The organism is Streptomyces sp. NPDC007088, from assembly GCF_042869355.1.
GTDB lineage: Bacteria > Actinomycetota > Actinomycetes > Streptomycetales > Streptomycetaceae > Streptomyces.
Genome location: NZ_JBIAFO010000001.1, coordinates 316,287 through 329,955 on the forward strand (window position 1 = coordinate 316,287; position 13,669 = coordinate 329,955).

Sequence of the window (13,669 nt, forward strand, 5' to 3'; positions counted from 1 at the left end):
CGAGCGGTGGGCGGGAGATCTCCCCCACAGCCCGCGGCGCCGGTCCCGGCCCGGTGCGGGCTTACGGCGGGCTCGGCGGCGGGTCTAGGGTGACGGGGACACCACGGGAGCCCGGCCGACCGGGCTGAGAGGGAGGCTGGCGCGGCCTCCGACCGTCCGAACCTGATCCGGGTCATTCCGGCGAAGGGAGGGGCATCGTGCCCATGCCTCCACCGTCCACCGCCCCCGCTCCGTCCTGGGCGCGGTCCTCCGGGGCGCCGGCGGACGTGCTCGTCGTCGGCGGCGGGATCATCGGCCTCGTCACGGCCTGGCGCGCGGCGCGCGGCGGGCTGCGGGTGACGGTGGCCGACCCCTGGCCCGGGGGCGGTGCGGCCCAGGTAGCGGCGGGGATGCTCGCGGCCGTCACCGAACTGCACTACGGCGAGGAGACGCTGCTCGCGCTGAACCTCGCCTCGGCGCGCCGGTATCCCGCCTTCGTGGCGGAGCTGACCGAGGCGAGCGGGCAGGATCTCGGCTACCGGGAGTGCGGGACGCTCGCGGTCGCGCTGGACGGCGACGACCGCGCCGAGCTGCGCGAGCTGCACGCGCTGCACGAGCGGTGCGGGCTCGACTCGCAGTGGCTGAGCGGGCGGGAGTGCCGCCGTCTCGAACCGATGCTCGCCCCGGGGGTGCGCGGCGGGCTGCGGGTCGCGGGCGACCACCAGATCGACCCGCGCCGGCTCTCCTCGGCGCTCCTGGTCGCGTGCGCGCGCGCCGGAGTCGCCTTCCGCCGGGAGCGCGCCGCCCGGCTGCTCGTCGAGGACGGGCGGGCGCGTGGCGTCCTCCTGGCCGGCGGCGGGGAGCTGACGGCGCGGCAGACGGTGCTCGCGGCGGGCTGCGAGAGCGGCCGGCTGGACGGGGTGCCGCCCGAGGTCGCCGTACCGGTGCGCCCCGTCAAGGGCCAGGTGCTGCGGCTGACCGTACCGGCCGGGTACGGCCCCTTCCTGAGCCGGACCGTGCGCGCGGTGGTACGCGGCGGCAGCGTCTATCTGGTGCCGCGCGAGAACGGTGAACTCGTGGTCGGCGCGACCAGCGAGGAGCAGGGCTTCGACACGACGGTCACCGCGGGCGGGGTGTACGAACTGCTGCGCGACGCCCACGAGCTGGTGCCCGGACTGACCGAACTGCCGCTGGCCGAGAGCCGCGCCGGTCTGCGCCCGGCCTCCCCCGACAACGCCCCGCTGCTCGGCCCGACCGCGCTGCCCGGACTGCACCTCGCGACCGGGCACTACCGCAACGGGGTCCTGCTCGCCCCGGAGACCGGCGAGGTCATGGCGTACGCCCTCACGCACGGGGAACTCCCGGAGGCGGCCCGCGCCTTCAGTCCCCGCCGTTTCGAGGGGCCCTCGCACAGCCCCGCCCCCCGACCGGCCCTTCCCCAGGAGCTGTCCGCATGACCGCACCCCTCGACCTCGACCTGACCTTGAGGGTCAACGGCGCCGAGCGCACCGTCGCCGCCGGTACGACGCTGGCGGCCCTCGTCGGCGAACTGACCCGGGCCCCGTCCGGGGTGGCGGCCGCCGTCAACGAGAGCGTCGTGCCGCGCGGGCGGTGGGCGAGCACCGCGCTCGCCGAGGGAGACCGCGTCGAGATCCTCACCGCCGTACAGGGAGGCTGACACCGTGGCCGACGATCCACTGCTGCTGGGCGGGGCGACGTACGCCTCGCGGCTCATCATGGGCACCGGAGGGGCACCCAGCCTCGACGTGCTCGAACGCTCGCTGCTCGCCTCGGGCACCGAGCTGACCACCGTCGCGATGCGGCGTCTCGACCCGGGCACGCAGGGCTCGGTGCTCTCGGTGCTGGAGCGGCTCGGCATCCGCGTCCTGCCGAACACGGCCGGCTGCTACACGGCGGGCGAGGCGGTGCTCACCGCCCGGCTGGCCCGCGAGGCGCTGGGCACCGACCTCGTGAAGCTGGAGGTCATCGCCGACGAGCGGACCCTGCTGCCCGATCCGGTGGAGCTGCTGGACGCGGCCGAGATCCTCGTGGACGACGGCTTCACGGTCCTGCCGTACACCAACGACGATCCGGTGCTGGCCCGCAAGTTGCAGGACGTGGGCTGCGCGGCGGTCATGCCGCTGGGCTCGCCGATCGGCTCGGGGCTCGGCATCCGCAATCCGCACAACTTCCAGCTCATCACGGAGCGCGCCACGGTCCCGGTGATCCTGGACGCGGGGGCGGGCACCGCCTCGGACGCGGCCTTCGCGATGGAGCTGGGCTGCTCGGCGGTGATGCTGGCCTCGGCGGTGACGCGGGCGCGCGAGCCGGAACTGATGGCGGCGGCGATGCGGCACGCGGTCGAGGCGGGCCGGCTCGCCCACCGCGCGGGCCGCATCCCGCGCCGCCATCACGCCGAGGCGTCCTCACCCTCGCGGGGGCAGGCCCGGCTGGACCCGGAACGCCCGGCCTTCTGACCCCCTCTCGCGTGACCCGCGGCACACGCGTACGCCCCGCGCCTGTCACAGCTCGGCAGCAGCTCGGTCCCGGGTTCTTCCTGGCGGGCGGGGGCGCGGTCGCCGGCTCGTAGACTCGCCCGCGTGGACACGAGGCCAGTAGACCAGCACGCGCCGCTCGTCGGACATGTCCTGGACGGGCGCTACCGCGTCGACGCGCTGATCGCCCACGGGGGCATGGCGACCGTCTACCGGGCGGTCGATCTGCGACTGGACCGGGTGGTCGCGCTCAAGGTCATGCACCCGTCACTGGCGACCGACGCCTCCTTCGTGGAGCGCTTCATCCGGGAGGCGAAGGCGGTCGCGCGGCTCGCCCACCCCAACGTGGTGGGCGTCTTCGACCAGGGCGCGCAGGGCGCGTACGTGTATCTCGCGATGGAGTACGTCGCGGGCTGCACCCTGCGGGACGTGCTGCGTGAGCGGGGCGCGCTGTCGCCCCGGGCGACCCTGGACGTCCTGGAGCCGGTGCTCGCCGCGCTGGGCGCCGCGCACCGGGCGGGTCTCGTGCACCGGGACATGAAGCCGGAGAACGTCCTGATAGGGGACGACGGTCGGGTCAAGGTCGCGGACTTCGGTCTGGTGCGCGCGGTGGGCACCGCCTCGCAGAGCACCGAGACGGTGCTCGGCACGGTGTCCTACCTGGCGCCCGAGCAGATCGACGACGGCGCGGTCGACCAGCGGGCCGACGTGTACGCCTGCGGGATCATGCTGTTCGAGATGCTGACCGGCCTCAAGCCGTACGTCGGCGACAACGCGGCCCAGGTCCTGCACCAGCACCTCAACCACGACGTCCCGCCCCCCTCCGCGGAGGTCCCGGGGCTCGCCCCGGCCCTCGACGAGCTGGTCGTGGCGGCGACGGCCCGCGATCCCCGGCTGCGCCCGCAGGACGCGGTGGCGATGCTCGCCGACGTCCGCTCGGCCGTGCCGGGCCTGAGCGCGGCGCAGCTCGATCTGGTGCCGCCGCTCGCCCGCGAGCAGGAGCGGCACGACAACGCGGCCGACCGCACGAGCGTCATCCCCCGCTCGGTGACCGTCCCCCGGGAGGTGCGGCTCCCGCCGCCGCCCTCGGGTGCCGGGCCGGTCGACGCGGTCCCCGGCGGTCCCCCCGGCGGTGACGACGGGGTGCACCGCACGAGCGTCCTGCCGTCCCCGCCGCCGCCCGTGGCGGGCGGGCCCGCTCGCGGCGGCGCGCGGTGGCGGCCCCGGCGCGGGCTGTGGGCGGCGCTCCTGGCCCTCGTGGTGGTGCTGTGCGTGGGCGCGGGCGTCTGGTACGTCAACGCGGGCCAGTTCACCCAGGTGCCGCCGCTGCTGTCGAAGACCCGGGAGCAGGCGGAGCGCCGGCTCGCCGACGAGGGCCTGGAGGTCAAGTCGGTCGAGCAGGAGTACAGCGCCACCGAGGAGCGCGGCACCGTCATCCGGACGGACCCGGGGGCGGGTGAGCGTATCCGCGACCACGGCGGGGTCAAGCTGACCGTGTCGCGGGGTCCGCGCATGGTCGACGTGCCGGACCTGCGCGGGAAGACGCTGGGCGAGGCGCGGGCGGCGCTGCGTGAGGCGGGGCTCGCGCCGGGCATGGTGACGAAGGCGTTCAGCGAGGAGTCCCCGAAGGGCGCCGTGACCCGCACCGAACCGGGCCGGGGCGAGCGCCGCAAGGCCGGGACGACGGTGGCGCTGACGCTCAGCAAGGGCGCCCCGGTGCACGTCCCCGACGTGAGCGGGATGCCGCGGGACGAGGCCCGTGAGGAGCTGGAGGACGCGGGCCTCGACGTCTCGGTGGCCGGGCGCCGGGTCTTCTCCGACGAGGACGAGGGCTCCGTCGCCGGGCAGTCCCCGCGCGCGGACTCGGTCCGCGCGGAGGGCGACAAGGTGACGCTCACCCTCTCCAAGGGCCCCGATCTGGTCGAGGTTCCGGACGTGGGGGGAAAGCACGCCGACGAGGCGAAGAAGGTGCTGGAGGCGAAGGGCTTCAAGGTCAAGGTCTCCCGCTGGTTCCTCGGCGACACGGTCTGGGACCAGTCCACGGACGGCGGCGACGAGGCCCCCCGGGGCAGCACGGTGACGATCCGGGTGCGGTGACCCGTTCCCGGGCGCCGCACACGGGCGTCCGGGACGCGGTGACACGCTCCCGGGCCGTCCTGGCGGCCCTCCCCGGCGATGGCGATCCGGACGCGGTGGAGCGGGCGCGCGGGGGACGGCCGGCGCTCGCGGCGGGGAGCGGGGGCAGAGAGCGCTCTCCGCCTCCGCGCCGGGGCTCCCGGCGCGGAGCGGCACCCGCTTCGCGAATCGCCCGAACGCTTCACCGGAAGTCCATACCTCGCCCCGGCCGCTCGTGCAGACTGCACTTCTCTCCTTCTGCTTCTGCCTCCTGGGGGCCTGTGATGCGTGTGCGTGTCCTCGCGGTCTCGGCCGCGCTGCTGGTCGCGGCCTCCGCGTCCGCCTGTTCCTCGACGACCGAGGACCCCGCTCCCCCGTCCTCCCACCGGCCGGCCGCCTCGGCGAGCCCGGCGGCGGACGGGCGGTCCGGCGGCAAGGCCGACAGGCCGGACGGCAAGCGGTCGGCCGCCATGACGATCGAGCAGGAGCGCGCCGAGGCGTGCGACCTCGCCGTCGCGGAGGGACGCGACCGGGCCCCCGAGTGCATCGCCGAGGGCGCGGACATCCCGCCCGGCCAGATCTCCGAGGGCACGCCGGTGGTGCGCGACCCCGAGACACCGGGCCCGGCGGCGGGCGACCCCTCGTCGGTGGGCGCTCCGGCCCTCGGGTAGCGGGCGGCGGACGGCCGGGTCCTGCCGTTCCGGAGGCCGGGACCTCCCGTTCCGGACGGCCGGCGCGCGTGTCACCCTGGAGCGGTGAGCAGTAAGAACCCCCAGCGGTCCGCGTCCGCCCTCCGCAACCCCGTCGGCGGCCACATCCCGGTGGCCGGCGGGCTCGCCGCCACCGGGATTCCCTACGCCGAGGAGCTGGGCGCCGAGGCCGTGCAGGTCTTCGTGGCCAATCCGCGCGGCTGGGCGACCCCCGAGGGCAGTCCGCGTCAGGACGAGGCGTTCCGTACGGCCTGTGCCGAGCGGGGGCTGGTCGCCTACGTGCACGCGCCGTACCTCATCAACTTCGGCTCGCACACCGAGGCGACGGCCGAGAAGTCGGTGCACTCGCTGCGGCACTCGCTGCGCCGGGCGCGGGCCATCGGCGCCCCCGGCGTGGTCGTCCACACCGGCTCCGCGACGGGCGGCCGCTCCCGCGAGGTGGCGCTCGCGCAGGTACGCGAGCGGCTGCTGCCGCTGCTCGACGAGCTGACCCACGAGGACGACCCGTACCTGCTGCTGGAGTCCACCGCCGGTCAGGGCGCCTCGCTGTGCGCGCGGACCTGGGACTTCGCCCCGTACTTCGCGGCGCTCGACTCCCATCCCCGGCTCGGGGTGTGCCTCGACACGTGCCACGTCTACGCGGCCGGTCACGACCTCGCGGGCCCCGGCGGCACGAAGCAGACCCTGGACCTGCTGGTGGACGCGGTGGGTGAGGGCCGCCTGCGGCTGATCCACGCGAACGACTCGAAGGACGTGGTGGGCGCCCACAAGGACCGGCACGAGAACATCGGGGCCGGGCACATCGGTGAGGACGCCTTCGCGGAACTCTTCTCGCACCCCGCGACCGACGGGGTGCCGCTGGTCATCGAGACGCCCGGCGGCAAGGAGGGGCACGCGGTGGACGTCGCGCGGCTCAAGGCGCTGCGGGACGGGGCGGCGGCCGGCTGAGAGGGCCACCGGGGAACGTTCCGGCGGCTCCGGACCGCCCGGCTCCGGCGCTCAGCCCGTCGGCCCCCTCCTGGCTCCCGCACTCAGCCCGTCGGCCCCCGCCCGGCTCCGGGTTCAGGCCGCGGGGCCCTCGCCCGGCTCCTCCTGGTACGAGTAGCGCTGCTCGCGCCAGGGGTCGCCGATGTTGTGGTAGCCGCGCTCCTCCCAGAAACCACGCCGGTCGGCGGTCATGTACTCGACGCCGCGCACCCACTTCGGGCCCTTCCAGGCGTAGAGCCGGGGAACGACCAGGCGCAGTGGGTATCCGTGTTCCGCGGTGAGCGGCTCGCCGTCCTTGTGGGTCGCGAAGAGGGTGTCCTCGGCGGCGAAGTCGGAGAGCCGCAGGTTCGAGCTGAACCCGTACTCGGCCCACACCATCACGTGGGTCACGGCGGGGGCGGGCGGTACGAGGTCCAGGAGGGTGCGGGCCGGGGTCCCGCCCCATTCGGCCCCGGTCATGCTGAATTTCGTGACGCAGTGCAGGTCGGCGGTGACCGTCGTGTAGGGCAGGGCGGAGAACTCCTCGTGGTTCCACGCGTGCTTGTCGCCGTCCGCCGTGGCACCGAAGACCCGGAACTCCCAGCGCTCGGGCCGGAACTTCGGCACCGGCCCGTAGTGCGTGACCGGCCAGCCGCGCTGCAGCCGCTGTCCGGGAGGCAGCCGCGGATGCTCGTGTGCTTCACTCGCCCGCTGACCCATACGTCCATCCTGACAGACCGGACGGGCGTCGGTGACCTCGGACAGTGTGACCGCGGTGACGCCTGGGGCGGGGCTGACTAAGCGTGCACTTACTGGACGCTCGGGAACCGCGATGCGAGGATTCGCGCATTCCAGCCGGTCCGTGACCGGCCGTACCCGCCGTTGTTCTCCTGGAAGGAGCCCCGACGATGCAGGGCGACCCCGAGGTCATCGAGTTCCTGAACGAACAGCTGACCGCCGAGCTGACCGCGATCAACCAGTACTTCCTCCACGCGAAGCTGCAGGACCACAAGGGGTGGACCAAGCTCGCGAGGTACACCCGGGCCGAGTCCTTCGACGAGATGCGGCACGCGGAGATCCTCACCGACCGCATCCTGCTCCTGGACGGCCTGCCCAACTACCAGCGGCTCTTCCACGTGTCGGTCGGGCAGACGGCGACCGAGATGTTCCGGGCCGACCGGCAGATCGAGGTCGAGGCGATCGACCGGCTGCGGCGGGGCGTCGAGCTGATGCGCGGCAAGGGGGACATCACCTCGGCCAACATCTTCGAGGCGATCCTCGCCGACGAGGAGCACCACATCGACTACCTGGACACCCAGCTGGAGCTGATCGACAAGCTCGGCGAGGCGCTGTACCTCTCGACGGTCATCGAGCAGAACCAGCCCGACCCCTCGGGCCCCGGCACCAGCGGCTTCAAGACCGACTGACGCAGAGACCGGCGGACCGGGCCACGCACCGGCGGACCGGACCGGCCGAGCCGCCCGTACCGACGGGTCAGGCGGCGTCGTCCAGCGCTTCCCCGTGCGCGAGCGGGGCGACCGGTACGGCGGCGGGCACGGAAGCGGGTCCGGCGAGCGCCACGGCGGCGGGTGCGCCGAGGTCGATCAGCTCGCGGCGGGGGCAGGCGCCCCGGCCCAGGAGGGACTGGATCTGCCGCACGCAGCGGCCGCAGTCGGTGCCGGCCTTGCAGGCCGAGGCGATCTTCCTCGGGGTGCCCGCCCCGGCTTCCGCGTGCTCCTTGACCTGCTGTTCCGTGATGCCGAAACACGAGCAGACGTACACGCGGTCCACCTCCCCTGCGGGCTCGGTCAGTCGGTCTCCCGGCCCGGGGTCGGTGCGCCGCACCCTCCCGGCCGGTGAGGTAACCCTAACCTTACCCATCGACCGGCGGACGTAAAGCCCGGGAACGCCGGTGGGGCACGGATCACACGATCCGTGCCCCACCGGCGTCTCGGTGTTCAGCGCCTCCCGGCGGCCCTCACTGCGCGCGGTACATCTCCGCGACCAGGAAGGCGAGGTCCAGCGACTGGCTGCGGTTGAGCCGGGGGTCGCAGGCCGTCTCGTAGCGCTGGTGGAGATCGTCGACGAAGATCTCGTCGCCGCCGCCCACGCACTCCGTGACGTCGTCGCCGGTCAGCTCGACGTGGATGCCGCCCGGGTGGGTGCCCAGCTCCTTGTGCACCTCGAAGAAGCCCTTGACCTCGTCGAGCACGTCGTCGAAGCGGCGGGTCTTGTGGCCGGAGGCCGCCTCGAAGGTGTTGCCGTGCATCGGGTCGGTGACCCAGGCGACGGTCGCGCCGGAGGCGGTGACCTTCTCGACGAGCGTGGGGAGCTTGTCGCGGACCTTGTCGGCGCCCATCCGGACGACGAAGGTCAGCCGGCCCGGCTCGCGGTCCGGGTCGAGGCGCTCGATGTACCGCAGCGCCTCCTCCGGGGTCGTGGTGGGGCCGAGCTTGATCCCGATCGGGTTGCGGATCTTGGAGGCGAACTCGATGTGCGCGCCGTCCAGTTGGCGGGTGCGCTCACCGATCCACACCATGTGGCCCGACACGTCGTAGAGCCGTCCGGTGCGGGAGTCCACACGGGTCAGCGCCGACTCGTAGTCGAGCAGCAGCGCCTCGTGCGAGGAGTAGAACTCGACGGTGCGGAACTCCTCCGGGTCCGTTCCGCAGGCCCGCATGAAGTTCAGCGCGTTGTCGATCTCCCGCGCGAGCTGCTCGTAGCGCTGCCCGGAGGCGGAGGTGCGCACGAAGTCCTGGTTCCAGGCGTGCACCTGGCGCAGGTCCGCGTACCCGCCGGTGGTGAAGGCGCGGACGAGGTTCAGCGTGGAGGCGGAGGTGTGGTACATCCGCTTGAGCCGCTCGGGGTCGGGCACCCGCGCCTCGGCGGTGAACTCGAAGCCGTTGACGGAGTCGCCCCGGTAGGTGGGCAGCGTCACTCCGTCGCGCGTCTCGGTGTTCTTCGAGCGCGGCTTGGAGTACTGGCCGGCGATCCGGCCGACCTTCACGACGGGCACGGAGGCCGCGTAGGTGAGGACGGCGCCCATCTGGAGGATGGTCTTGAGCTTCGCGCGGATGTGTTCGGCGGTCACGGCGTCGAAGGACTCGGCGCAGTCGCCGCCCTGGAGGAGGAACGCCTCGCCCCTGGCGACGGCCCCCATCCGGGTGCGCAGTTGGTCGCACTCGCCGGCGAAGACCAGCGGCGGATACGATTCGAGGTCCGCGACGACTCCGCGCAGTGCCTCGGCATCGGGGTACTCGGGCTGCTGCGCCGCGGGCAGGTCTCGCCAGGTCGCCTTGGCGGCGACGGCGTCGGTTTCGGCGTTCACGGTCACCCGGCCACCTTACGGCGTCCTCACAGGTGTCCATGCTCCGGCTCATCAGATGAGACGGAACGTGTACGAACGGGCGCGCCGCGTGGCGGGCGGATGACGGGCCGCCCCGGCATCGGTTAGGGTGCCGCTCATGTTCGCGCACTCGACCCGTTCCTGGTGGTGGCCCGCTCCTCCGGCGGCCCACTGACTGCGCGTACCCACGTTCGCGAAGGCCGCCCGAGGGGCGGCCTTCAGTGTTTTCCGGGCTCTCCCGGAAGCGGCCGGCCGTTCCTCTCCGCCCAGCTCCGCCCCCCGGAAGGAACGTCCCAATGCATCCCACCAGCCCCGCCGCCGCCCTGTTCGACCGGCTCCGCTCCCCCGGCGCCCCGCCCTTCGCCCTGCTGCGCCGCCGCACCCCCGGCCACGACGCGGACACGGTGGAGGTGCTGACCGGCCCGGTGCTTGAGGTCGAGCGGCTCGCGGACATCCCCGAGGAGGGCGAGCTGCCGGTCCTCGCGCTCGTGCCCTTCCGGCAGATCCGCGAGCGCGGCTTCGACGTGCGCGACGACGGCACCCCGCTGTCGGTGCTCCTGACGCAGGAGGCGCACACCGTGTCCACGGCCGAGGCGCTGCGCCTGCTGCCCGCGCACGAGGTGCGTGTGCGCGACGGGCACTTCGACGTGGACGACGCGGGGTACGCGCGGACGGTGGAGCGGGTGCTGCGCGAGGAGATCGGCCGGGGCGAGGGGGCGAACTTCGTGATCCGGCGCACCTTCCGGGGCCGGATCGAGGGCTGCGGCCGCGGGGACGCGCTCGCCCTGTTCCGCCGGCTGCTGGCCGGGGAGCGCGGCGCGTACTGGACCTTCCTCGTGCACACCGGGGAGCGCACCCTCGTGGGGGCGAGCCCCGAGGTGCACGTGCGGATGACCGGCGGCGGCACGGACGCCTCGGGCGGACGGCGTTCCGGGACGGTCGTGATGAACCCGATCAGCGGGACCTACCGCTATCCGGCCGAGGGGCCGAGCGTCGAGGGCCTCCTCGACTTCCTGGGCGACGCCAAGGAGGTCGAGGAGCTGTCGATGGTGGTCGACGAGGAGCTGAAGATGATGGCGACCGTCGGCGACATGGGCGGGGTGGTGGTCGGGCCGCGCCTCAAGGAGATGTCCCATCTCGCGCACACCGAGTACGAGTTGCGGGGGCGCTCGACGCTGGACGCCCGCGAGGTGCTGCGCGAGACGATGTTCGCGGCGACCGTGACGGGCTCCCCGGTGCAGAACGCCTGCCGGGTCATCGGCCGCCACGAGGAGGGCGGGCGCGGCTACTACGCGGGGGCCCTGGCCCTGATCGGCAGGGACGCGGGCGGGGCGCAGACCCTGGACTCCCCCATCCTGATCCGTACCGCCGACATCGACCGGGAGGGCCGCCTGGGGGTCTCGGTCGGGGCGACGCTGGTGCGCGGCTCCGACCCGGCGGGCGAGGTCGCCGAGACCCACGCGAAGGCCGCCGGGGTGCTGGCCGCGCTCGGGGTGCGGCGGGGCCGGGCGGCGACCTTGCCCGGCGGGCCGGTGCGGCTGGCGGACGACCCCAGGGTGCGCTCCGCGCTGGACGGCCGGCGTTCCGGTCTGGCCCCGTTCTGGCTGCGGCTGCGCTCGGCCCCGGCGGGGCCGCCCTCGGCGCGGGTCCTGGTGGTGGACGCCGAGGACACCTTCACGGCGATGCTCGCGCACCTGCTGCGCTCCTCGGGCCTCGCGGTCGGGGTGCGCCGCTTCGACGCGCCGGGGCTGCCCGAGGCGGTGGCCGCGCACGAGGGCCCGGTCGTCCTCGGCCCCGGCCCCGGCGACCCGGCGGACGCGGGCGACGCGAAGATGCGGCTGCTGCGGGCGCTCGCCGCGGACCTGCTGGGCGCGCGCCGCCATCCGCTGCTCGGCGTCTGCCTGGGACACGAGGTGATCGCCGCCGAACTGGGGCTGGACCTCGTGCGCAAGGAGGTCCCCTTCCAGGGCGCGCAGACCACCGTGGACCTGTTCGGGCGGCCCGAGACGGTCGGCTTCTACAACAGCTTCACCGCGCGCTGCGACGACGCGGCCGCCCACGGACTCGCCGCCCACGCGATCGAGGTGAGCCGGGACCCGCTGAGCGGGGAGGTGCACGCGCTGCGCGGGCCGGGCTTCGCCTCGGTGCAGTTCCACCCGGAGTCGGTGCTGACCCTGGACGGGGCGTCGGTCGTCTCCCGGCTGCTCGCGGACGCGGCCCGCGCACTGCCGGCCCGCCCCCGCGCATAGGGCCCGGGGCGGCGCGGCCGGGAGGTCAGGGTCCGGGCACCGCCGGGACCAGGACGTTCGGGCCGCGCCGGCCCTCGGCGTGGTCGCGGACGTTCTGGAGGGTCGCGTCGACGATCTGCTGCACGGCGTCGACGGTGTAGTACGCCTGGTGCGAGGTGACGACGACGTTGGGGAAGGTCATGAGGCGGGCGAGTACGTCGTCGTCGACGCCCTCCAGCGACTTGTCGAGGAAGAACAGCCCGGCCTCCGCCTCGTAGACGTCGAGCCCGACGCCCGTGAAGCGGCCCCGGCGCAGTTCCTCGACGAGGGCCTCGGTGTCGATCAGCCCGCCCCGGCTGGAGTTGACCAGCAGCGCGTCGTCCTTCATCAGGCGCAGCGCAGCCGCGTCGATGAGGTGGGCGGTGGTCGGCAGCAGGGGGACGTGCAGGCTGACGACGTCCGACTCGCGCAGCAGCCGCTCCCGCTCGACGTACTCCATGCCGAGGTCCAGGCAGGCCGGGTTCGGTGCGAGGTCCCAGCCCAGCAGCCGCATGCCGAAGCCGTGGGCGATGGCCGCGAAGGCCGCGCCGATCTTCCCGGTGCCGAGTACGCCGACGGTACGGCCGCGCAGATCGCGGCCCATGAGCCCGTTGAGCCTGAAGTCGAACTCGCGGGTGCGGCGCGCGGCGCGCACCACGTGGCGGTTGACGGCCAGCGCGAGGCTCCACGCGAACTCGGCGACCGAGTACGGCGAGTACTCCGAGACCCGGGCGACGGTCAGTCCGAGGCGTTCGGCGGCGGCCACGTCGATGTTGTTGAAGCCGGTGGAGCGCTGGGCGATCATCCGCGTGCCGCCGGCCGCGAGGATCTCCAGGACCTCGGCGCCGAGGTCGGCGTTGACACTGGTGGAGACACTCTCGTGGCCCGCCGCGAGCGGGGCGGTGTCGGCGGTCAGGAAGACGTCGAGGCAGTGCAGCGCGAAGTGGCCGGCGAAGGCCCGCTCCAGCAACGGCTGTTCGTCGGCCTGCACGCCGAATGCCAGGATCTCCACAGCGGCTCCCCAGGTAGGTGACACTGCCCCCGACCCTAGGGCCCGCGGTGGGTGACACGCCCGGCGGACACGACGGTCCGGGACCTTCGGCCCTGCCCCGCGCCGGGCGGGCGCGGCGGCTCAGACCTCGTCGAGGCCGCGTTCGATGGCGTACCGCACCAGCTCCACGCGGTTGTGCAGCTGGAGTTTGCCGAGGGTGTTCTGTACGTGGTTCTGGACGGTGCGGTGCGAGATGACGAGGCGTTCGGCGATCTGCTTGTAGCTCAGGCCCTTGGCGACGAGCCGCAGCACCTCGGTCTCCCGTGGGGTCAGCCGGGGCGCGCCTGGCTCCTGCTCACCGGCCGCGGCCCCCTCGGCGGCCAGCCGCCGGTACTCGCCGAGCACGAGACCGGCGAGCCCGGGGGTGAACACGGCGTCGCCGACGGCGGTGCGCCGGACGGCGTCGACGAGTTCCCCGGTGCTCGACGACTTCAGCAGGTAGCCGGTGGCGCCGGACTTGACGGCCTCCAGGACGTCGGCGTGCTCCCCGCTCGCGGACAGCACGAGGACGCGCAGCCCCGGCCGCTCCCGTACGAGCCGCTTGCACACCTCGACGCCGGGCAGCTCGGGCAGGTTCAGGTCGAGTACGAGCACGTCGGGGCGTACGGCGGTGGCGCGGCGTACGGCCTGGGCGCCGTCCCCCGCGGTGGCGACGACCGTGAATCCGGCCGCCTCCAGGTCGCGGGCCACCGCGTCCCGCCACATCGGGTGGTCGTCGACGACCATCACCGTGGTCGCCT

The 13,669-nt window shown here is 74.1% G+C and carries 14 protein-coding genes and 1 riboswitch; of the genes, 9 read left to right on the plus strand and 5 right to left on the minus strand.

From position 1 onward, the window contains the following. Nucleotides 1-93: 93 nt before the first annotated feature. A riboswitch (TPP riboswitch) is annotated at nucleotides 94-206 on the plus strand. The 6 genes from thiO (at nucleotide 204) to ACFYMP_RS01410 (ending at nucleotide 6,247) form a co-directional block, all read left to right on the plus strand. Continuing rightward, a complete protein-coding gene (gene thiO, locus ACFYMP_RS01385) occupies nucleotides 204-1,436 on the plus strand; it encodes a glycine oxidase ThiO (protein ID WP_388849537.1) in 1,233 nt (410 codons plus the stop codon). It overlaps the preceding riboswitch by 3 nt. Next, nucleotides 1,433-1,657: a sulfur carrier protein ThiS gene (gene thiS / locus ACFYMP_RS01390; RefSeq protein WP_388848576.1), complete on the plus strand. Its 225-nt coding sequence runs from the start codon at nucleotides 1,433-1,435 to the stop codon at nucleotides 1,655-1,657. Before thiO ends, thiS begins: the two co-directional genes overlap by 4 nt. 4 nt (nucleotides 1,658-1,661) lie before the next feature. Continuing rightward, nucleotides 1,662-2,456 (plus strand): thiazole synthase, encoded by a 795-nt coding sequence (locus ACFYMP_RS01395; protein ID WP_388848579.1) that lies wholly within the window; start codon nucleotides 1,662-1,664, stop codon nucleotides 2,454-2,456. Between the two features lie 123 nt (nucleotides 2,457-2,579). Further along, entirely contained in the window at nucleotides 2,580-4,571 is a 1,992-nt protein-coding gene (gene pknB, locus ACFYMP_RS01400; RefSeq protein ID WP_388848582.1) for a Stk1 family PASTA domain-containing Ser/Thr kinase, read from the plus strand. 302 nt (nucleotides 4,572-4,873) lie between these two features. Continuing rightward, a complete protein-coding gene (locus ACFYMP_RS01405) occupies nucleotides 4,874-5,260 on the plus strand; it encodes a hypothetical protein (protein WP_388848585.1) in 387 nt (128 codons plus the stop codon). Nucleotides 5,261-5,344: 84 nt separating this feature from the next. Then, nucleotides 5,345-6,247, plus strand: coding sequence for a deoxyribonuclease IV (locus ACFYMP_RS01410; protein WP_388848588.1), 903 nt, complete (start codon nucleotides 5,345-5,347; stop codon nucleotides 6,245-6,247). Between the two features lie 114 nt (nucleotides 6,248-6,361). On the opposite strand, the gene ACFYMP_RS01415 is transcribed toward ACFYMP_RS01410, so the two are convergent. Further along, complete coding sequence (locus ACFYMP_RS01415) at nucleotides 6,362-6,985, minus strand: sulfite oxidase-like oxidoreductase (RefSeq protein ID WP_388848591.1); 624 nt, start codon at nucleotides 6,983-6,985, stop codon at nucleotides 6,362-6,364. 188 nt (nucleotides 6,986-7,173) lie between these two features. On the opposite strand from ACFYMP_RS01415, the gene bfr reads away from it, so the two are divergent. After that, a complete protein-coding gene (gene bfr / locus ACFYMP_RS01420; protein WP_388848594.1) occupies nucleotides 7,174-7,692 on the plus strand; it encodes a bacterioferritin in 519 nt (172 codons plus the stop codon). 67 nt (nucleotides 7,693-7,759) lie between these two features. On the opposite strand, the gene ACFYMP_RS01425 is transcribed toward bfr, so the two are convergent. Next, nucleotides 7,760-8,047 carry a bacterioferritin-associated ferredoxin gene (locus tag ACFYMP_RS01425; RefSeq protein ID WP_388848597.1) on the minus strand — a complete coding sequence of 96 codons (288 nt, stop codon included), beginning with the start codon at nucleotides 8,045-8,047 and terminating at the stop codon, nucleotides 7,760-7,762. A 196-nt stretch (nucleotides 8,048-8,243) separates the two neighbouring features. After that, on the minus strand, nucleotides 8,244-9,599 hold the full coding sequence (locus ACFYMP_RS01430) for a class II 3-deoxy-7-phosphoheptulonate synthase (RefSeq protein WP_388848600.1): 1,356 nt from the start codon (nucleotides 9,597-9,599) through the stop codon (nucleotides 8,244-8,246). Nucleotides 9,600-9,729: 130 nt separating this feature from the next. Between ACFYMP_RS01430 and ACFYMP_RS01435 the strand changes: the two genes are divergently transcribed. Beyond that, nucleotides 9,730-9,786 (plus strand): trp operon leader peptide, encoded by a 57-nt coding sequence (locus ACFYMP_RS01435; protein WP_388849540.1) that lies wholly within the window; start codon nucleotides 9,730-9,732, stop codon nucleotides 9,784-9,786. A gap of 121 nt (nucleotides 9,787-9,907) precedes the next feature. Then, nucleotides 9,908-11,860, plus strand: a complete 1,953-nt coding sequence (locus ACFYMP_RS01440; protein WP_388848603.1) for an anthranilate synthase family protein — start codon at nucleotides 9,908-9,910, stop codon at nucleotides 11,858-11,860. A 25-nt stretch (nucleotides 11,861-11,885) separates the two neighbouring features. On the opposite strand, the gene ACFYMP_RS01445 is transcribed toward ACFYMP_RS01440, so the two are convergent. Both ACFYMP_RS01445 and ACFYMP_RS01450 read right to left on the minus strand, forming a co-directional pair. Then, complete coding sequence (locus tag ACFYMP_RS01445; protein WP_388848606.1) at nucleotides 11,886-12,890, minus strand: 2-hydroxyacid dehydrogenase; 1,005 nt, start codon at nucleotides 12,888-12,890, stop codon at nucleotides 11,886-11,888. Between the two features lie 120 nt (nucleotides 12,891-13,010). After that, the gene (locus ACFYMP_RS01450; RefSeq protein WP_388849543.1) at nucleotides 13,011-13,655 is read right to left on the minus strand and encodes a response regulator; all 645 of its coding nucleotides are present in this window, start codon (nucleotides 13,653-13,655) and stop codon (nucleotides 13,011-13,013) included. Nucleotides 13,656-13,669 lie beyond the last annotated feature (14 nt).